This is a genomic window from Streptomyces sp. NPDC050147 (assembly GCF_040660195.1).
Lineage (GTDB): Bacteria > Actinomycetota > Actinomycetes > Streptomycetales > Streptomycetaceae > Streptomyces.
In genome coordinates, this window is record NZ_JBFALJ010000032.1 from 53295 (window position 1) to 72081 (window position 18787).

Genomic DNA, 18787 nt, shown 5'->3' on the forward strand with positions numbered 1-18787 from the left:
ACTGTTCTTTACGATGGAGGCAGCAATGTCGGATCCGCTGCGTCGAGTTGATGCTCTGGTGGATGACGACACTCTCCCGTCGCCTCGTACCCGGCAGCATCTGCGGGTAGAGGCTGGTCTCACTCAAGCGGAAGTCGCGGAGGCCATCGGCGTCCAGCGCGTCGCTGTCGCGCGGTGGGAGGCAGGGCTCACCAAGCCCCATCGCGGCAATCGCCTCAGGTACGCGCACTTCCTTCGCCGACTGGCCGAGAAGTATCCGGCAGCTGCTCAGGAGGCACCGGATGAGAACTGATCGCGTGTCCGCTCTCGGGCATGCCGACTCCACCTTCGGAATCGAGGGGGTCGGGATGACCTAGTGGCCATCGGCCACGCGCGCCAAGAAGCGGATTAACCACCCGCCGGCCTCGCGCGGCCCGTCTACCGACCGGCTTAACCACCCGGTCGGCCGCTCTGATCCCGGTTTCCGCCGGTCCTGAGCTGCGGCTTATCAGGCCGCTCATTTCCATCGGCCCCTTATCAGGGCCATCTGCACAACCGCACAACTACGCAATCGCACAACCACAACCACAACCCGGCCACTAACCACGGCCACCACAGCCGAGGCAGCGCCAGCTGCGCTCACCAAACCGCGGGCCCCCACCACAGGGGCTTCGCAATTCAGCACCACCGAACAGAGAGGAGAACCTCCCACCCGATCGGTGTCACCCGCTTCTCACGAAGTGGGCCCACCACTCCCGTCCACGTGCCGACCGTTCCGCGCTGCGGACTGTGTCAGCTTGCTTATGGAAGTTGGTGTCCTCGTCATAGTGCCCGATGTTCTGGCGCAAGAAAAGCTGAACTTTGCCCGTTTCAACCCGGTACGCCCGACTCGCCTGGTCCTGACCTCCGTCCGTTCTCAGCCTTTTTGCGTTTTTCACGCACTTAGTGCCGATCACTTCTTGATCACAGTCCGGGCGGACCCCCGCGTTTCATTGGAACTCCGCGTCGCGGCGTGGGAACCCGACGTCGCGGTGCTGACGGCCGTCGGGCCCGGCCCGTCCTACGGGACGCGTGAGCGAGTTGTTCACCACCTGGCGGGACCGTTCGTGCCTGCTGCGGGTTCCACCGATCTGTCCACAGGCCACCTGGTGCAGGGTCGGCAGATGCATCACGCATCGGCTGTTTCGGCTGCTCAGAAGAGTGTCCGCTTGTGCGCGTACGCCTCTCGGACACGGCCCAAGACGGTCACTGGCGGTTCGGCTCGCGCCGCTCTCGCCGGGGCGGGGGGCCGTTGAGTGCCCTGGCGGCGCCGGCCGCCGTGATGCTGCCCGCGCCGCGCCCGTCGGCCGACGACGCCGATGCGGCCGTCGTGCTGCCCGAGCTGTTCGTGGCGGAGGCCTCGCAGTGGCTGTCGACGTCGGCGGGCCGCATCGCGGGCGAGGGCTACTCCTGGATGCAGGCGGTCCATTGGGTCGCCGGGTCCGGGCTGTACCGGCCGCGCCGCCACCGCTCGCACGGGCCGCGGTCGTTCGGGCCGACGACGGTGCGCGTCGCCCAGGAGCTCGCGAAGCTGTTCCCGTGCCGTCCGGGCATCGACTACCTGGTGCGCCGTACCGGGCTGTCGGAACGGTCAGTGGAGTACCACTTGGGGATGCTGCGGGAGGCCGGACTGCTCGTGTGGATCGTCAAGGGCACCCGGGTGTCCGGCGGTCCGGCGCAAGCCAGCGAGTTCGCACGGATGATCCCGGTGGAGTTCGACGCCGCGCTGGGGATCCGCACCGTGCAGCGTGATCAGGACGCTCCGGCGTACACGCGGGCAGCGTCCGGACTCGCGGAGAGCGGCCGGGCGTTGATGGCGAAGCTGGCGAGGAAGGCATCACGGAAGGTGCGCAGGCCGCGCTCGAAGAGGCCGCCGAAGGCTCCGGTAAATGGCCCTGAGCAGAGGCTTGTTGCGCCTATTTCTGGTGAGACCCGTTGCACCCCAATGCAGGTAGGTTCCTCTGGGTCTTCCTCTGCGGGTACTACTTCCTTCCCCTCTGAGAGCAAGCTCGCAAGCGGGGCCCGCAAGTCCCCCACCCCGAAGAAGTCCAAGGCGAAGGCCAGCGGTCGCCGCAAGCTCAACGTCGTCGGGCGCCGCTTCCAACTGGCCCGCGAGCTCACCCAGGAGCTGGACTGGCTGCGCGGCTGCTCGGTGCCCCGGATCGCCTGGGTGGCCCGGAACGTCGCCGATGCCGGATGGACCGTGACCGACGTCCGCGGATGGCTGCACCTGCGCGGCGAGGCGGCCAGGGTGCGCCGGGGCTCGGGTCTGCTCGCCGTGCTGCTCACCGGGGCGGAGACGGCCCTCGACACCCCGGAGAAGCGGGCCGGCGCGGTGGAGCAGTGGCGCGGCGCCCAGGAGGAGGCCCGCCGTCACCGCATCCAACAGGTCCGCGCCCGCACCGAGCGGTACGAGGGCGACTGGGAACCCCCGGCCAGCCCCGCGGTCCGCCGCGAGGTGGAAGGGGCCTTCGCGCAGGTCAGGGACGCGGCCACCGGCGGCCGCCGTCAGGACAACGGCGACGTCGCCGACGACCGGGACCTCGGGCAGGAGCCGGGCGAGCAGGAGCTTGCCGAGCTGCGCGCCACCGCCGCAGGCGAGCTGATGGGCGGCGAGACCAGGCTGATCCGCTTGCTGGACCCGGAGATGGCGCTGCGCGTCTTCGGCGAGCGCATGGTGGCCCGCGCCGACCAGCTCGAGGCGGCCTCCCTCAGCTCGCTCACGACCATGGGACGCCCATGACACCGAAGGGCACGTCAATGAGCAAACACGACGCACCGCCACATCTGGCCACGCGGATTGGCTCGCCGACGAGACGAGCTGGTGACCGATTTCCGTTCGCCCGCTTCCGCCAGGGCTGGAACTCACGTTCGATGTCCGGGGGGTAGTGAAGTCTGCCTGGCCGCTGGATGGTTGGATGCCTGTGTCTGGTGGTGTGACGGTTCGTTGGGCATACAGCGAGCCGTATTGGCGCCATCGATGGACGGGCTCGGTTCGAGGGGATGGAGGGCCGGCCGTGAGTGATCGCAGTTCGATCGAGTGGACCGAGGCGACGTGGAACCCGACAACGGGATGTGACCGCGTTTCCGATGGTTGTGACAACTGCTATGCGCTGGCGCTGGCGAAGCGTCTGAAGGCCATGGGGTCGCCGAAATACCAGGCCGATGGTGATCCGCGGACGTCGGGACCTGGCTTCGGGCTGGCGCTGCACCCGGATGCGCTGGGCGTGCCCTACGGATGGAAGAGCCCGCGCACCGTCTTTGTGAATTCCATGAGCGATCTGTTCCATGCCCGTGTCCCGCTCGACTACGTGCGCCGCGTCTTCGAGGTGATCGCTGATACGCCGCAGCACACCTACCAGGTCCTGACCAAGCGGGCGCGGCGCCTGCGGCAGGTCGCCGACCGGCTGGAATGGCCGGCGAATCTGTGGATGGGCGTCTCGGTGGAGAGCGCGAAGGAACTGCCGCGCGTGGACGATCTTCGGCAAGTGCCGGCGGCGGTGAAGTTCTTGTCGTGTGAGCCGCTGCTGGGGCCCCTAGACGGACTCGAACTGTCGGCGATCGACTGGGTCATCGCGGGGGGCGAGTCAGGGCCGGGACACCGGCCGTTGGACGAAGCGTGGGTGGCGCAGATCCGCGATACCTGTCAGGAAGCGCAGGTGGCGTTCTTCTTCAAGCAGTGGGGTGGCCGTACGCCGAAGGCGGGCGGCCGCGAGCTGGGCGGCCGTACCTGGGATCAAATGCCTTTGCCGGCGGCCGTATGACCGGGTGCGGCCGGCGCCGCACCCGGTTCATCACGCGGCCAGACTGCCGGGATGGACGGTGATCTCCCGGGTCCTCTTCACGCCGACACCGTTGCTTGGCGTCCTGCCCTGCTCGTGCAGGAGACGCACGGCCTTGCGTACCACCGGCTCGGTCACCTGGCCGTAGAAGTCGCCGAAGATTTCGAGTGTGTGGTCCACGACTTTGACGGGACTGCGGGTGCGCAGCAGCAGCTTCCCCAGGTTCTCTGCGATCTTCGGGATGGCGAGGGCCGCGACTTCGTCCGGATCCGGGCGCATCGGCCACAACGGCAGCATCCCTCCGCTTTCCTCGCGTGCGTCCAGCGTCTTCCACCACTCGTCCCGTGCGCGGGCGACCGTGTCGCCGAACACCCACAGGCCGTACTGACTGCGGGTGGCGAACACCAGCCGGTAGACGGCGCGTTTGTGGGGAGCGTGTGAGACCGGCACCGACTGCACGAACATGCCGGTGCGCTGCGCCAGCAGACGCGAGTACTCAGCGGCTACGGCTTCGATCGCGTCCTCGGCTGCGCCCTCCGTCGCGGTAGGGGCGGCGGCGTCGGCGAAGTGTTCCCGCCACCAGGTCCCGCCGCATACGTCGTCGAAGCGCTGCAGCGACCTCTCGTTGCCTTTGGGTGAGCGGACGTGTCCTCCCAGGCGCCAGACGGCCATCATGGAGAAGTTCATGAGCAGCTCGGTCGCCGGCCGCTTCTGGGGCCGCTGCCGTGCCAGCACATCCACGAGCCGGTCTTGCGGCAGGACCAGCCCGCACGGGTCCAGGAAGAGGAAGAGCGGCTCGCGCGCTGCCCGCTGTATGACAGCGTCAAGGACGGTGTCGACCTCGCCACGGCGGGCGTGGGCGACCACGCCGCCTTTGCGGTAGTGCTCCACCACCTGGTCCAGCTTCTCGAACGACCGCTGCTGAGCCTCGGTGAAGAAGCACTCCAGCGTGATTCCATGACGGGCACGGAAGTGGGAGGCGACGCGAAGGGCGATCTCTGCTGAGGCGGGCAGACCGTTTTCGTATCGACCCTCGCCTGCGTAGCCGTCCAGATAGACGACACGTTTGTCGTGGGACTGAGTTCCTGTCATGCCACCGAACTGGGGCACGTAGCGCTTTAGCAGCTCGTGCTTGAAGACGCTGGGGAGCGCCTTGTCCTGCCAGAAATCCGCGCTGGTTCCCGTCGACATGGGCCCCCCACTTCGTCACGGCTCAACTAACCGTCCAAAACGCATAGTCAGCCACCGGCCACCGTCCGACAAGAGGCCCATTACGCCACCCGCCCCGCTGTCGATGCGGCTGTGCCGGGTGGGACTTCAGCGCTCCCGTCTACGGTTGCAGGGCATAGCTGTTCGAGCGCTCCGTCCCTTTGGCGTCCGGACAGGGCGGCCTTACCTCTGTAACCAGATGACGGCGAGGCTGGCGGCGAAGGTGCCGGTGCCGTAGGCGAGGCCGCGCAGGAAGTGTGCAGCTGCGGGGCGTTGTTGAGCGCGCAGCCATCGGCGTAATGGGGTGCGGGGAATGCGGTCGGCGGGTTCGGAGGGGTGCATGACGTTGGCTCCTGGTCAACGGTGGTCAGTGGTAGAGGAGGTGACGGGGCAGGCGGTCCTGGAGGTCGAACTGCTGCAGGTCGGTGTCGGTGAGCGGGGCGGGACACAGTGGCGGTGGCAGGGGGACTTCGGCCTTCAGCGCGAGTGGTGCGGGCAGGTCGCGGCGCGGGCTGTAGCCGAGGTAGCGGGAGAAGGCGTGCCAGCTGCGGGCGTCGCTGACGCTGCCGTGGGCGGAGTGGTGGGCGGCGAGGAGATGAGCGGCGAGGGGGTCGCCGCTGCCTGCGGCGAAGCGCCACCAGTACAGGGCGGTTTCGTTGCGGCTGCGGGTGTACTGCAGGCAGGCGAAGGTGCGGGCGCCGGCAGCGTCGTAGGTCTGGTCGAAGGCCGCGATCAGGGAAGTGAAGTCGTTGGCGCGCAGGAGCGTGGTGCACAGCCTGCGGACGTAGTCCAGTACGGCACTTGCCTGGACTTGTGGGTCGCTGGTCACGATCGGGGTGGGACGCCGGCGCCGGACGCGCCGTGTCGCGCGGGGCGGGGGTGCTGCTCCGTTCTGGGTGGGGGGCGCGCTGCGAGCGGGGGTCGGGGCAGGCCGGTAGGAGCTGTTCTGGACCCGGGCGGTGCGTGGCGGAGTGGTCTCGATGCGCTGCTTAAGGCGGCGAATGAAGTCCTCAGTGTCGTGTGTGCTGACCATGTCGTGAAGCACCTGCGCTTCGGCGCGCAGGACGTCCTCGATCATCAGTTGTCCCCCTTGTCCCCCGAGGTGAGGTTCATGAGCGTGTGGAGGGTCTTGAGACCCAGGTGGATGTTGGTGGCGACGGAGTTGGGTGCGATGTTCAGGTCGGTGGCGATCTCGGTGTTCGTCTTGCCCTCGTAGTAGCGCTGGCGGATGCACTCGGCCTGGCGCGGCGCACGCTCCGCAAGGACGGCCCAGGCGTCGTCGAGGGGTGCGTAACCGCGCATTTCCATAAGGGTGTCGGCGTCGATGGCCCGGTCGACGATCGTCGTGTGGCGGGCGTCGTGCCGGCTGCGCTTGCGGTAGAAGTCCACTGCAGCGTTGTGGACCATGCGCTTGGCCAGGGCCGACGGGTTGGCGTGCGCTTCCACGCGCGGCCACTTGGCGTGTATCTGGAGCACGGCCTCCATGACGGCGTCGTCGGCGTCATGGAGGTTGCGCAGTCGCTGGACGGCGATGCGCATGAACTCGGGCATGTGGTCGCGGATGAAGTCTTCATAGCCGCGGCCGCGCATGGGCTGGTCCTCAGGCTCGGCCAGCTCGTGGGGGCCGTTCACCTGGCCTCCAGGCGGATGCGGCCCCCGAGCGGGCAAAGGTCTCGGTGGCCATTGATGGGGCGCACGGCGGTGTGGGGGTCCGCGTGAGCCTGCGAGGCGGGGCGGGCCCGCAGCCGGGTGGCGTGCGTGTCCGCGGCGGTCAGCCGGCAGGCGCTGGGACGCAGCGTGTGCCGGGACTCGGGATGCCTCACGGACTCCCTCCTTACATGTGTTGTCCCGGGGCGCTCCTTTGCGCGCCGGGGTTGGTCAGTTGCACCCCTAGACCGTTTGGGGGACCCCTCAGAGTTAAGCGCTGGGGCCAGAAATTTGTTCGCTGAGTGTCCAAGTGGTCACCCGCAGCCACAGTGAGCTGCCCAAACACAAATTCAAGTGGCCTACATCACACGAGAGTTGAGAGTTCACGCCCGGGTGCGCCACCCCAACGCCACGCCTTCTGCGATCAGCGGGGGTGGTCTCGGCGGTGACGGAGTACCTGAACTCTTCGGCAGCGCCCGCAGTAACGCGGGCGGCACATCCCAGAGCCACGAGAGCTCCGAGGCGTCGACTCATTCCCGCGGCGCCGACGCCCCGGTCGTCGTACCAGCCATGGGGGAGCCGTCGCGGCCAGGTACGACCTACCGTCACTCTCCTCCGATTCAGGGGCGTAAAGCGGGCCTGGGCAGGGCATTTCGCCTACGCCAGGAGGCTCACGCCCGTGTGCATCGCCCAGATGGCTCCCGGGCGTCGCGCTAGCGGGCCTATCACGCCAGGTTCGACAGCAACACGCAAACAAGCGCGGTATCCGGCACCGCCCTGTGCCACATCCGCCGGCACGTCGATCACATCGTCTGTCTCCACGAGGGGCAGAGCACGCACTGCCCGGTCTGCGGAACTGGCCCCCGGACCCCCCAAGGTCGGCCCATTCGGCTGGTTCCATGTCGCTGCTGCACGCGAAGAGCCTGGTCGCCGAATGCTGCTGCGCCCCAGGGGGAGGCGTCAGCGGCTGGATCCCGCTGCTTTCGGCTCTCCCCTCCCGCTGGGTTGTCAGTCCCAGATGGTGTCCTCGTCCCAACAGACGTCCAGGGATGACAAGTTGGGGCGGGGGAACGCGAAATGCCGTGGGTGGAGGAGCACGAGCGCGGGGGGACGAGGGTGCGCCGGTACTTCCGGTGGGCGCCAGGCGCGCGACGGGACTTGTCGATTCTGGTCCTGCTGGGGATCGCGGTTGCAGGCTACGGCCAGACGAGCGGCGCAACCGGCAGCGGAGGTTCGGAGCCGGCGCCACGGCCCGCGCACACGTACCCGGTGCACTTCGAAAGGCAAGAGGACTCAAAGCCGTTGCCGCGGCCGACGGTTTCGTACCCGATCCGGTTCCAGGACCAGTGATGATGGCGGGCCGTGCAGGAGCCAGGCCCTCTTGCTGGGGGCGAGCAGGCCTTTCACACTGCGGATCACGGGCATGAGGGGGCGGGGGAGTGATGGCAGCACGACGACGGCGCCGGCGGATGGAAAAGCGCACTCGAAGGCAGTTACAGGGGTGGGGCGCGGTGGCGACAGTGGTCGTCACGGTGTGGGTGGCGGGGAACTGGTCGGCAGTGTGGCCGGTCCTGGTGGCGGTGCTTGCCCTCGCGGCGGTGGGCGGTGCTGGGTGGGGAGTGTGGCGCGCGCACCGGATCGCGGTCAGGCAGGACCAGCAGTGGCGGGCCAACGATGAGGCAAAGGCGCGGGAGCTGTCGATGGCAGAAGTCGACGCGCTGTCCTGGCAGGATTTCGAGACCTACGTCGCCGACCTGTGCCGACGGGACGGTTGTAAGAAGGTCGTCGTCAGCGGCAAGAGCGGCGACCTGGGCGCCGACGTCATCGGCTATCTCGCCGATGGACGCAAGCTCGTGGTCCAGTGCAAGAAGTACGCGCCGCACCGCAGCGTGTCCTCGCAGGACATGCAGAAGTTCGTCGGCACCGCCCGCCTCGAGCACGGCGCGGATGTCGCCCTGTTCGTCACCACCTGCCGCTCGTTCACCAAGGCCGCCCTCGGGCAGGCTGTGCGCCAGAACATAGTGGCCCTGCACCGCGACCTGCTGGGCTCCTGGGTCAAGGGCGCTCACCTGGAGACCCTGATCCCACTGAGCGGAAGCGGCGGCGGCACCGCGCGCCACCCCTTCGCCTAACGGGAGGACGCGATCTGGCTGCTGCACTCCGCTGGTGACAAGCTGAGTTGAAGCAGGGCGGAGGGGGACCCTTTTGCATCGTGACAGGCGGCAGATCCAGACCGCAGTGCTGGGCAGCGCGGACTCGGAGGAGCCGCTAATGCTGCCTTTGGAGGCGATCGAGCTGGACGCTTTTCGCCACCGGCACGAGCACCACACGTTCTGGTGTGGTCTGCTGTTGGGCGGCTGCGGCGGCCAGTTGACGACCAAGCTCTACACCGACCGGGTCTGCCACTTCGCACACCACGCGGACCCCGACGGGCTGCCGCACATTTGCGGCCGCCATGCCCGCGGCGTGAACAGCGCGGACCACCTGTACGTGAAGTCGGCGGCCGCAGCCTGGCTCGGTGACCGTGGCGAAGAGGCCCACTTCGACTACGCCCGCCCCGGCGGCGCGCCGCTCGGCTCCGTCGTCGACGTCCGGTGGCCGCGGGGAGCCCTGCGCGTGCACCTGGACCACACGGTTCCCCCGGAATGGGACAACGGCATCGAGCCCGTGTTGGGACTGACCGTTCCCGTAGACCGCGACACCCTGATCCGCCGCTGGTACGTGCACCGGATCCGCCTCGACAACGACGGCACCAACCGGCTGGTGCGTATCGGCACCGAGGCCTTCGCCCGGCCCACTGAGTGGTTCGCCCTCGAAGACTGCGAGGTCACCAGTCACGGTTTGTCGACGCCGGCGGTCCAGCGGATCATCCAGGCCCGCAGCGCGCCGTCGCCTGCGACGTGGACGCCGGGCAAGAAGACGGGCACGGCACAGGACACCCGGGCGCAGGAGCTGTTGCGCAGGCTGCTCTACGCCCGACGCATCGGATCCATCGCCCTGGCGGACTCAGTGTGCCGCAAGATCCCGGGACTCACCGGCGTGAGCCCGCGAGTCCAGGAGCAACTGGATGCCGCCGTACGCTCTGGACTCCTCTGGCTGCAGAAGGAAGTCACCGCCCGTCAGGAACTGTTCGCCGGCCTGGAGAAGGCAGTGACCGAGCAGCGGGTCAGGATGGTCAAGAAGCTGTTGCGGCAGGCCAGGGCCGCCGCCCAGGACGATGGTTCCGAGGAGGAGAGCCGCGTGATTGCTGCGGCCGCCGACTACCTCGCCGCCGTCGCGGCGGCCCGGAGCGAGCGCCTGAACACTCTCCTCTACGACCTCGACCAGCTTCCCGCCGACCCGGACCCGGACGTCCTGCGCATCAAGGTCCGCGAGCTGTTTCGGGCAGCGAGCGAGGCCGGCAGTATCGGGAGGCGCCGTCAGGCGAAGGTCGTTGCCTGGAGGGAGCGCATGCGTCGCACAGCAGGCGCTGGCCAAGCTGCGGAAGAAAAGAGGCATCCGCAGCTTCATCGGCAAGTTGCCCGGAAGAGGTGGCTGGAGAAGAGCTGCCCGCGCTGTGAGGCGGGCATCGGCCAACAGTGTGCTGTCGACAACATGCCCAGTGAGGTGCGACGGGTGCCTCACGACGAGAGACTGCAGCCGATCATCGACAAGCGCAGAGAACAGCAACAGACGCGTCGTCCGTGGCGGGTGTACGAGGTGACCTGCCCCGACTGCGGCCAGGAAGCCGAGCAGAGGTGTACCACCTCTGGAGGCCCGCACCGCTCACGTGTTGAACTGGCCCAAGAGTTCACTCGCCAGCGAAAGCTCCGCCCATCATCCGCTGAACAGTCGTGAGTCTTCTTGGTCAGTCACAGCGCCGCCCCGTCGAGGCTGAAGCCGCGGTCAGGCCGCCGGGGGCTGACCAGCGGGCGCGGCCTGGTCGGCAGGCTGGTCCAACTGCTGCTGGCGGCGCCGCTGCTCGTTGCGGTGCTCTTCGACCCGCTGGGTGAACAGCTTCAGTGCCTGCTGGTCCTGGTCGGCGTCGAAGTCGCTGTAGGGGCCGACGCCAAGGGTGAAGGCGTTGGCTTCTTCCTCGATGGCGTCGGCGGTCTGGAGCAGGAAATAGCTGCGCTCGCGGTATTTGTAGTAGCCGGTGAAGGCGGCTGCCAGCGTGACGGTGAAGCCGATGGCGACGATCGTGATGTTCTGCCATGTGAACTGGTTGCGGGTGTCCAGGGCTGCGACGGTGGTCGTGGACGCAGCCCCGATCATGATGAGGTTCTGCAGCAGGTTGTGGATGAGCCGATACTTGCGGCTGTCCGTCCGGTGCTGCTCGATCACCCCGACCACATCCTCGCGGTAGAGGCTGCGGCGCTCCTTCAGCGTTGGGTGGGTGAGCGCGTTGAAAAACCGGAGGGCCTCACGGTTCGTCTCGAGCATGTCCTCCAAGGCGGCCAGGCTCAGATGGCCGCGGGGAGGCGCGGTGACCCAGGCCATGACGCCGGAGACCAGCGCCAGCACTCCGCAGGTGATGTCGACCCGGAGGAATCTGGAGGGGGAGCCCCATGTCAGCACAGTCCACAGCAGGCCTATCAGGACGGCGCCGCTGGCGACGGTCAGGGCCAGGACCATCGCGCGAACCCTCCTCCTTCGCCGCACCAGGTCCCGCTCCGTCTGCCTCACGCTGTGCCGCAGCTTGCTCAGTGAGGCTTGTTCATCGGCTTCGGCCTGCCGTTGTTCGGCACTCAGATGATCACCGGCGTCGTTGATTCGGCGAGGCGCATCGTCGTCAAGACTGCGGGCCACGGCTTCGGTCCTCTCGTCTGCGCAGGCTCAGCGGGCGAACGCTTCGGTCAGGCTGATGCCGTAGCCGTCCTCTTCCATCAGCACGACGGTGACGCCGAACGGGTCGGGGTGGTCCAGCTCGATCGGGGTGAAGGAGAAGTTCACCGCGGCCTGGATCGCGGCACCAGCTCGCCGCGCACCAGCGGCATCATGAGAAGCTGTGTCACATCTCTTTGCGCAGGGCACGGGCATGATCTGGGACGGTGATCCTGGTTGCCGTTCGGTTTGGCGTCGATGGACGGACGGCCGGACGGCAGGTATTGAGGCTCTTTGGATTTCCACTAGTGCTCCGCACCCCCAGTTGGTTGCAGAGCCAACCATGAGACCGTTGCACTCGGTCGTCGGCGCCGGGAAGCCCGTCTCACTCTCCGGAACGTGGCGTGGGCGCGTAGGGCTCGATCTCGCGCCAGGGCGGCGGCCCACCCAGCTGATGCCCGAGAGGCTGCTGCGAGGCGTCGAGGGAGCGGCGGGCCGCGTTCACGAAAGAGACCTGCCGGGAGGCAAGGTCGGACCTGATCTGTCGGAGCTCTTCGCGGTCCTTCGGGCCTTGGTCGGCAACCATGAGGGCGAGGCGTCCAACGGCCTCCGTCAATTCGCTGGCGGCGTCGGCGGCCTCTGGCGTGGCAACCAGGCTGAGCGACGTCAGTGCGGCGTTGAACGGGGCCCAGTCGGCGGTGTTGGAGCGGTCGTCGAGGTATGCCTCCCGCAGCTCGATCTCGATCGCGGTGAACTCCCGAAGGTATGCCGCGTATGCCGCTGCCTGGGTATCTCGCAGCCATTGCTGGTTCTGATTGCGGCGGCCGACGACCCCGCCCACCAGGATGCCAGCGACGGTAGCGGCGGCACCGATGCCGGTGGTCACGATGGCGTCCCAGGGAGCGGACACGTCGGAGCCTCCTTCATAGCTAATGCTGCTCGGGATCGGGTCTGGCACACGATCCGATCACGGTGGCGGCCGTGTTCGCCAGCCCACCTCGTCCGACACACGCGAGGGTCAGGCGGCTGCCGTCCGTCCATCGACGCCAAACCGAACGGCAACCAGGATCACCGTCCCAGATCATGCCCGTGACCTGCACGAAGAGATGTGACACAGCTTCTGAGCGGGCGCGGCACGACCCCCTCGCCCAGCGAGGCGGTGTACGTCTCCTTCGCGACGCCGATCAAGCCATCCCACATCCGTGCTTCCACGGAAGCCCCCTCCGTCTACCGATCCGATCACCGCACCCTGCCACGGGCGTTGAGGCCGTGTCAGCGGGATGATCAGCCAGCTCCTCAACGCCGGCTCCTGGTCGGGGGCAGCCGGTACAAAGGCCGTCTGTCCGACGGCACCCACATCGGTGGAGACTCGTTCGATGGACGCAGGTGTAGCCGCCGTACTCGGCGCGGCAGTTGGGGCAGTTGGGACCGGATTAGCGGCCCTGGCCAGCGGTTGGCTGGGAGCCCGGAACGTACAGCAGCAGATCATCGCGCAGCACATTCAGGCAGATCATCAGCGGCTTTTTGAGCACGCCCGAGAGCGTCGAGAGCCGCGAAGCCAGGCGTATGCCGAACTCATCACCCAGACCCAGACCGTCGGCAATCTAATCAGCTCGATGAACCGCTCTGGGGACTACACCCCGGAGAAGGTCCGCGCCGCACTTGAGGAGATCACCAAGACGCTCCGGGCCCGTGCTCGCGTCATGGTTGAAGGCCCCCTCGATGTCGCAGTCAGCACCGAATACCTGATCGAAACCATGTGCGACTTCAGCGACCGGCTGAGGAGTCTGGCCTCCATGCCCGGAGGTCCCCCAGAACTCCAAGCAATCCCCCGGGAGGCGCTGATCGAGCAATGCAGCGAAGAACTCAATTCACTCGCGGAAGGCCTGGAGGCGTTCGTAGAAGCCGCCCGGCAGGCACTGGACGCCGACGGCGTGACCTAGTGCCGAATCCGGCGATGCCGGCCTTGAACCAGGCTGCCGTCACTTCCTCCGACGGACAGACCGAGATCACCGGCGCCCTGCTGAGCATCATGATCACCAACTAGGCGGTGCAACGGCCGGGGCGCGAGAGGACAGTCAGGGCCAGGCCGAGGTCGCCGCGGTGGACGACGGATTGCCACTGCGGCCCAAGCCCGCCCGTATTCGCCGGTGGCGAGCGTTGCTCGGGGTGAGCGCTCTAGCGTGGTTGTCATGCGATGTTCTCTGGATCGCTCTGGTCTCGGCAGTCGGGGCACAGAGCGGCAGCCGAGCTTTCGACGTCGGCCTCGATGGGCCACGGGCGACTGCAGGCGGCGCAGGAGATCAGTTCACCTACGGTGTAGCGGGCGGTGCAGTTGAAGCAGAACAGCGTGTCGGCGGCCTCGGGTCCGTCTGCCGCGAGCACAACGCCTTCCACCAGGTCCAACCAGTCGCACTGCGGGCACCGTTGGCCTCGCTCATACACGCTGCCCAGGTAGGTGAGGTAGTCGCCGGCCAGCCAGTCGTCCGGGGACCATGTCTCGCCGCAGAAGTGACAGGTGCCTCCGCCCGGGACGAGGGCGAGGGCCATCTGCTGGCAGGCGGGGCACCGGATGGTCAGCGCCCTCTTTCCCTTTAGCACGGTGCCGCGCAGCCGGTTCATCCGCCGGGTGACGAAGGACTGGATGACAGTCAGGCCCGTCCGGACCTGGTCCATGTTTGCGGCGATCTCATGGAGCTCCTCAGCGGTCAGTTCGGGCAGCAACTCCTCGTCGAGGAAGCGGACCAGGAAGTCGAGGGCGCTGGCAGCGCGAGCTTCGATCGCGCGCGCGTTGTGGGTCAGGCCGAAGTGCTGGAGCGCGTTGCGGTCGTCAGCCAGATCCTTAAGCGCTTTGACGTCCTGGTCGCTGACGCTGATCCGCGCGATGTTACGCAGCCGCTCTACGGCGGCGATGGTGCTGCAGCTGTCGAAGGAGGAGTCGCCGAGCGCTTTGGTGGTGGCTTTGCCGGGGTCCTTGAACACCAGACTCCAGTGTTCGCGGAAGAGGCGGGCCTTGAGCAGGACTTCGGCCGCGGCCTGCAGGTGTAGGACGGCGTACTTGATGTCGCGGAGCTCAACCCCCGTGCTTTCGTCCAGGTGGTCGATAACGCTGCGGAGGTAGTCGACTCCATTGGGGATCGGCGGGAAGTCCAAGTCCGCCCTTTCCAGCGTGCGCCGCCGGTTGATCGGCATGACCTCGTGAAGCCGCCGGTCCGCATGGGACTGCTCGTTGTCTTTCACGCGACCTTCTCTGTTCGGCGGGGTTCAGCGGCTCTTCTCTGAACCCACTGCTCTGGCCTGCCGGCCGCCCGCAGACGCAACCGCGGACCGTGTGATGCGGACACCTCATAGGAGGCCGCCGCCGCGCCCTCGCCTCGCCAGCACCAGGGCTGCTTGGGTACACGAGGCTTCCTTGGCCGTCCCCAGACGGGTGAATCCGCCAGCATGCCCGAACTCCTGGGGCCGGTCCGGGCGTCGGTGCAGGCATGACCCTATGCCCCGTGTACCTGAACCATCCCGGTCTGGCTCGCATTACCGTGGCGGCTGCGGACGAGCAGACCGCTCTGGCCGTAGCCCACCGGCTCATCGACGGTCACAACCTCACCGGTGCCTCCGAGCCCTACCGGGTGCCTGATGAGGACGGTGTTCATGTGTGCATGTACGGGGACGCAGCGCCGCTGCCCGATAATTCCGAGACGACCAGCGAGTGACGGGGCTTCGTGCGGAGCGCGCTAGGCGGCCGCTTCCTCCGGGTTGGTCGGCGCCTCGTGGGCGTGCTTGAGCTTCATACGGGCCGTGACCAGATCCGGGCCCGAGAGGGTTTCCCAGTAGGCGTGTTCCACGATCGCCGTGGCGAGCTCGAGTTCCCGGGCGCGGAGGCGGTCCCATTCCTGCTGTTGCTCCGGTGTGTATCCGGGCGAATCCGGCCGTTGCCGTGGACGCCACAGGTTCGCGTCGTCGTAGCCGGGAAGGGGCTGCGCGGACCAGGGAAGGCGCCCTGCGAGGGCTCGGAGGTCAGCTTGCGTCTGCGCCAGTTCCAGCTGTGCCGCGAGGAGGTCGGAAGGAAAGTCGGGGTCTGCCACAGCTGTGAATGATATGGGAGTTCGAATCTGCTGCCGTGCGCCCACGCCGCGGGGCGGATCGAGTCGCGCGAGGGTCCCCGGTCCCTTAGACCGGATGTATGAGCGACAGCGAAGAGCAGGTCTACTACCCCGGCGAGATCGTCCCCGAGTCGGGGATCTACGAGTGCGAGTGCGGGGATCACCACCGCTACAGCGCCGACGTGCGCGGCCACCGCTTTCCGCCGCCGAACGAGGGCTGCACCGGCAGCGGCTGGAAGCTCGTCATCTCCGCGCACGATTCCTGAACCGCGAGGATGAGCGGGGTGGTGCTTCGCCCGCCGGTGGAGCCGATGCTGGCTCAGGCGCGCGACAGCCTGCCTCCGCCCGGCGCACTCCCCGGCGATCTGATCTTTCAGCCGAAGTGGGACGGCTTCAGAGCGCTCCTGTTCACGCCCGGCGCCCCGGCATCTGGGCCGGTGCTGCTGCAGTCCCGGAGAGGCAACCTCATCCAGGACCGGTTCCCGGACCTGGTGCGCGCGGCCGCAGACCTGCCGCCCGGCCTGGTCCTGGACGGCGAGCTGCTCGTCTCGTCCGAGGGCCGCTTGTCCTTCGAGGCCCTGCAGCGCAGAGCGGCGACCAGCGGCCGGAACGCCGCCCGCCTCGCCGCCGAAACCCCCGCGATCTTCGTCTTCTCTGTCAAGTTCAGCGTGTTGAAGTCAGACGTGTTCCGGCCTCGTACGGGGCCCATCGTTCGACTGCTGCCAGCCCTCATGGGACCGGCGGCTACGAGGTGGCGGGGTGCCATGGCGCATCTGTCCGGGTGGGCAGCGCGTCGGCGGTCAGTTCGAGCGCGTACACCGGCCGTTCGTCGTCGGGGACGGGGCCGAGGTAGTGGTGGCCGGTCATGTGACACCAGGCGGGCAGGTCCAGGGGTGCGGCGGGGTCGGTGGCGATGACGTGGACGATGGTGCCCGACTTCGCGCCGTCGATCTCCTTGCGCAGGCGCAGCAGGAGGGTGACGCAGAGCAGGCCGGTTCCGTCGACGGTGACGTCCGGAGCAGGAGGCTCGTGGCTCATCGGCGGTAGGCAGTAGCGGCGACGGCGGGCAGGAGGGCCAGGGAGAGTGCGCCGCCGGTGAGGGCGAGGGCGGGGTAGCTGGTGGCGGCGACCATGATGCCGGAGGCCATGCCGCCGGTGGCGCCGGCGATGGCGATGGAGACGTCGACCAGCCCTTGGGTCTTGGCGCGGGTGGCGAGGGGGACGCTGTCGGTGATGATCGCGGTGCCGGACACGAGGCCGAAGTTCCAGCCCAGTCCCAGCAGGGCGAGGGCGAGCGCGAGGAGGGCAATGGAGTCGCCGGGCGCGGTGCTGGTCATGTCTCTTCCTGCGTGCGGCGGTGGGCAGTGGGTGTGTCAGGGGGATCAGGGGGTTGTGGTTGCTGGCGGTGTCCACTGCTGGTCGTTCCACGCCGGGTCGACGGGTGTGTGGGTGAGGTGGTTGGTGTAGTTGGACAGGGTCTTCATGCCGACGCCCAGGACGATGTCCAGGATCTGGCGGTGGGTGTGTCCGGCGGCGAGGAAGCCGGCGATGTCCTGCTCGTCGGCCCAGCCGCGCTTGTCGACGATGGCCTGGGTGAGGCGGCGTATGGCTTCCAGTGACGGGTCCTGCAAGGGGGTGGCGTCGCGTAGGGCGTTGACGTCGTGTGGGGTGAGACCGGCGCGCAGGGCGAGGGTGGAGTGCGCGGCGACGCAGTGCGGGCAGGCGTTGGCGACGCTCGCGGTGAGCAGGACGACCTGCTGCGCGGGCTTCGGCAGGGAGGAGGCGGCGAACTGCTGGGCCAGGGCGGTGTAGCCGGCCAGGAGTTGCGGGGATTCGGCCATGACGGCGTTGAGGGTGGTGAGGAAACCCATGCGTTCGCGGGCCGCAGTGAGGTGCGGGAGGGCCTCGGCGGGTGCGGTGGCCTCGTCGTGGAGGGGGAAGCCGGTCATGGGATGGATGCCTTTCGTGCAGAGGTCGTACGGGCCGCCCACCGGGCCCTCGTACAGGTCCGGTGGGCGGAAGGAGGAGGGCTGTCAGTGGGTGTCGAGGGCCTGGGCGAGATCGGCGATCAGGTCGTCGGCGTCTTCGAGGCCGACCGAGAGGCGGACCATGCTGTCCGCGATGCCGCGCTTGGGGCGTTCGGCCGGGTCCAGGCCGTGGTGGGTGGTGGTGATGGGCTGGGTGACCAGGGACTCGACCCCGCCGAGACTGGGCGCGATGGCGAACAGCCGCAGCCGGTCCACCACGGCGGCGGTCTGGTCGGCGTCTGCGTCCAGGACGGCGCTGAGCATGCCGCCCCCGCCGCGCATCTGCGTGTCCACGATGCGCTTCTGCTCGCCGGTGGCCAGCCCGGGGTAGTGGACGTGGGCCACGCGCGGGTGCGTCTGGAGGAAGGCGGCGACCGCCTGTGCGGTGTCGTTCTGGGCGCGGACCCGGACGGGGAGGGAGCGCAGGGAGCGGGCGAGGAGGAAGGCGGTCTCGGGGGCGATGACCTGGCCGAGGTTCTTGCGCCACCCCGCTATCGGGGCGAGGTGTTCGGCGGGGCCGATCAGGGCTCCGGCGGTGAGGTCGGAGTGCCCGCCGAGGTACTTGGTCGCGGAGTGCACGACCAGGTCCGCACCGTGGTCGAGGGGGTTCTGGTTGACCGGGGTGGCGAAGGTGTTGTCCACCACCGTCAGGGCCCCGACGGTGCGGGCCTGTTCGGCGATGGCGGCGATGTCGAAGACGGTCAGGGTGGGGTTGGCCGGGGTCTCGAAGAACACGATCCGTGTGCGGTCGGTCAGGACCTCGGGAAGGCGGTCGAGTTCGTCGGCGCGCAGGAAGGTGGTGGTGATGCCGACCTGGGGCAGGTTGTCGCCGAGAAGTTCGAAGGTGCCGCCGTAGACCTCGCCGATACACACGATGTGGTCGCCGGTGCGGCAGTGCGCGAGGAACGTGGCGGCTTCGGCCGCCATGCCGGAGGAGAACGCCAGGGCCTGTTCGCCGCCTTCAAGGTCGGCGAGTTTGGCCTCGGTGGAGCGGATGGTGGGGTTGAGGCCGTAGCGGGTGTAGAGGTTCCCGCTCTTGCGGCCTTCGACGACGTCCAGGAGGTCGGCGGTGGTGTCGAACGCGAACGTGGAGTGGTTGTAGAGCGGCGTGTGGACGGCGCCCTCGGCGTCGCGGCGTTCGCCGGCGTGGACACTGCGGGTGGACAGTCCGTGCGCGGTGTTCTCGGTCATGCCTCTCCTG

General features: G+C 68.1%; 19 protein-coding genes and 2 pseudogenes. 9 read left to right on the forward strand and 12 right to left on the reverse strand.

The annotated features are described in order from the left end of the window. Nucleotides 1–25 precede the first annotated feature (25 nt). The 3 genes from AB0I94_RS36035 to AB0I94_RS36045 all read left to right on the forward strand — a co-directional run bounded on the left by AB0I94_RS36035 (nt 26) and on the right by AB0I94_RS36045 (nt 3782). A complete protein-coding gene (locus AB0I94_RS36035; RefSeq protein WP_363313990.1) occupies nt 26–292 on the forward strand; it encodes a helix-turn-helix transcriptional regulator in 267 nt (88 codons plus the stop codon). Between the two features lie 978 nt (nt 293–1270). Continuing rightward, on the forward strand, nt 1271–2761 hold the full coding sequence (locus AB0I94_RS36040; RefSeq protein WP_363313991.1) for a transcriptional regulator: 1491 nt from the start codon (nt 1271–1273) through the stop codon (nt 2759–2761). 274 nt (nt 2762–3035) lie between these two features. Continuing rightward, nucleotides 3036–3782 (forward strand): phage Gp37/Gp68 family protein, encoded by a 747-nt coding sequence (locus AB0I94_RS36045; protein ID WP_363313992.1) that lies wholly within the window; start codon nt 3036–3038, stop codon nt 3780–3782. A gap of 30 nt (nt 3783–3812) precedes the next feature. On the opposite strand, the gene tcmP is transcribed toward AB0I94_RS36045, so the two are convergent. From tcmP to AB0I94_RS36065, 4 genes are all read right to left on the reverse strand, one after another. Continuing rightward, a complete protein-coding gene (tcmP, locus tag AB0I94_RS36050) occupies nt 3813–4991 on the reverse strand; it encodes a three-Cys-motif partner protein TcmP (protein WP_363313993.1) in 1179 nt (392 codons plus the stop codon). Between the two features lie 385 nt (nt 4992–5376). Then, complete coding sequence (locus AB0I94_RS36055; protein ID WP_363313994.1) at nt 5377–6087, reverse strand: hypothetical protein; 711 nt, start codon at nt 6085–6087, stop codon at nt 5377–5379. Then, the gene (locus AB0I94_RS36060) at nt 6087–6641 is read right to left on the reverse strand and encodes a sigma-70 family RNA polymerase sigma factor (RefSeq protein WP_363313995.1); all 555 of its coding nucleotides are present in this window, start codon (nt 6639–6641) and stop codon (nt 6087–6089) included. The genes AB0I94_RS36055 and AB0I94_RS36060 overlap by 1 nt, the downstream gene beginning before the upstream one ends. Then, the gene (locus AB0I94_RS36065; RefSeq protein ID WP_363313996.1) at nt 6638–6832 is read right to left on the reverse strand and encodes a hypothetical protein; all 195 of its coding nucleotides are present in this window, start codon (nt 6830–6832) and stop codon (nt 6638–6640) included. Before AB0I94_RS36065 ends, AB0I94_RS36060 begins: the two co-directional genes overlap by 4 nt. Before the next feature lie 1335 nt (nt 6833–8167). Here AB0I94_RS36065 and AB0I94_RS36070 point away from each other — a divergent pair. Both AB0I94_RS36070 and AB0I94_RS36075 read left to right on the forward strand, forming a co-directional pair. Beyond that, nucleotides 8168–8788 carry a restriction endonuclease gene (locus tag AB0I94_RS36070; RefSeq protein ID WP_363313997.1) on the forward strand — a complete coding sequence of 207 codons (621 nt, stop codon included), beginning with the start codon at nt 8168–8170 and terminating at the stop codon, nt 8786–8788. Between the two features lie 139 nt (nt 8789–8927). Next, a complete protein-coding gene (locus AB0I94_RS36075; protein ID WP_363313998.1) occupies nt 8928–10493 on the forward strand; it encodes a hypothetical protein in 1566 nt (521 codons plus the stop codon). Nucleotides 10494–10541: 48 nt separating this feature from the next. Here the strand turns inward: AB0I94_RS36075 and AB0I94_RS36080 are convergent, their stop codons facing one another. Continuing rightward, nucleotides 10542–11444, reverse strand: a complete 903-nt coding sequence (locus AB0I94_RS36080; protein ID WP_363313999.1) for a DUF4231 domain-containing protein — start codon at nt 11442–11444, stop codon at nt 10542–10544. Between the two features lie 400 nt (nt 11445–11844). After that, the gene (locus AB0I94_RS36085) at nt 11845–12369 is read right to left on the reverse strand and encodes a hypothetical protein (RefSeq protein ID WP_363314000.1); all 525 of its coding nucleotides are present in this window, start codon (nt 12367–12369) and stop codon (nt 11845–11847) included. A 466-nt stretch (nt 12370–12835) separates the two neighbouring features. Here AB0I94_RS36085 and AB0I94_RS36090 point away from each other — a divergent pair, with 466 nt between their 5' ends. Further along, nucleotides 12836–13402: a hypothetical protein gene (locus AB0I94_RS36090; protein ID WP_363314001.1), complete on the forward strand. Its 567-nt coding sequence runs from the start codon at nt 12836–12838 to the stop codon at nt 13400–13402. Between the two features lie 247 nt (nt 13403–13649). On the opposite strand, the gene AB0I94_RS36095 is transcribed toward AB0I94_RS36090, so the two are convergent. Next, the gene (locus AB0I94_RS36095) at nt 13650–14699 is read right to left on the reverse strand and encodes a hypothetical protein (protein ID WP_363314002.1); all 1050 of its coding nucleotides are present in this window, start codon (nt 14697–14699) and stop codon (nt 13650–13652) included. Nucleotides 14700–14959: 260 nt separating this feature from the next. On the opposite strand from AB0I94_RS36095, the gene AB0I94_RS36100 reads away from it, so the two are divergent. After that, nucleotides 14960–15169: a DUF6207 family protein gene (locus tag AB0I94_RS36100; protein WP_363314003.1), complete on the forward strand. Its 210-nt coding sequence runs from the start codon at nt 14960–14962 to the stop codon at nt 15167–15169. A 21-nt stretch (nt 15170–15190) separates the two neighbouring features. Here AB0I94_RS36100 and AB0I94_RS36105 read toward each other — a convergent pair whose 3' ends face one another. After that, a complete protein-coding gene (locus AB0I94_RS36105; protein ID WP_363314004.1) occupies nt 15191–15541 on the reverse strand; it encodes a hypothetical protein in 351 nt (116 codons plus the stop codon). 98 nt (nt 15542–15639) lie between these two features. Here AB0I94_RS36105 and AB0I94_RS36110 point away from each other — a divergent pair, with 98 nt between their 5' ends. Then, a complete protein-coding gene (locus AB0I94_RS36110; protein ID WP_363314005.1) occupies nt 15640–15825 on the forward strand; it encodes a hypothetical protein in 186 nt (61 codons plus the stop codon). 45 nt (nt 15826–15870) lie between these two features. After that, nucleotides 15871–16206, forward strand: a pseudogene (locus tag AB0I94_RS36115) (ATP-dependent DNA ligase); the annotation flags it as partial. 97 nt (nt 16207–16303) lie between these two features. Here AB0I94_RS36115 and AB0I94_RS36120 read toward each other — a convergent pair. The 4 genes and pseudogenes from AB0I94_RS36120 to AB0I94_RS36135 all read right to left on the reverse strand — a co-directional run bounded on the left by AB0I94_RS36120 (nt 16304) and on the right by AB0I94_RS36135 (nt 18777). Further along, nucleotides 16304–16597 (reverse strand): sulfurtransferase TusA family protein, encoded by a 294-nt coding sequence (locus AB0I94_RS36120; RefSeq protein WP_363314006.1) that lies wholly within the window; start codon nt 16595–16597, stop codon nt 16304–16306. Beyond that, nucleotides 16594–16884 (reverse strand): annotated as a pseudogene (locus tag AB0I94_RS36125) (MFS transporter); the annotation flags it as partial. The pseudogene AB0I94_RS36125 and the gene AB0I94_RS36120, both read right to left, overlap by 4 nt. 57 nt (nt 16885–16941) lie before the next feature. Continuing rightward, entirely contained in the window at nt 16942–17508 is a 567-nt protein-coding gene (locus AB0I94_RS36130; RefSeq protein ID WP_363314007.1) for a carboxymuconolactone decarboxylase family protein, read from the reverse strand. 84 nt (nt 17509–17592) lie between these two features. Then, nucleotides 17593–18777, reverse strand: coding sequence for a PLP-dependent aspartate aminotransferase family protein (locus AB0I94_RS36135; protein ID WP_363314008.1), 1185 nt, complete (start codon nt 18775–18777; stop codon nt 17593–17595). Nucleotides 18778–18787: the final 10 nt, after the last annotated feature.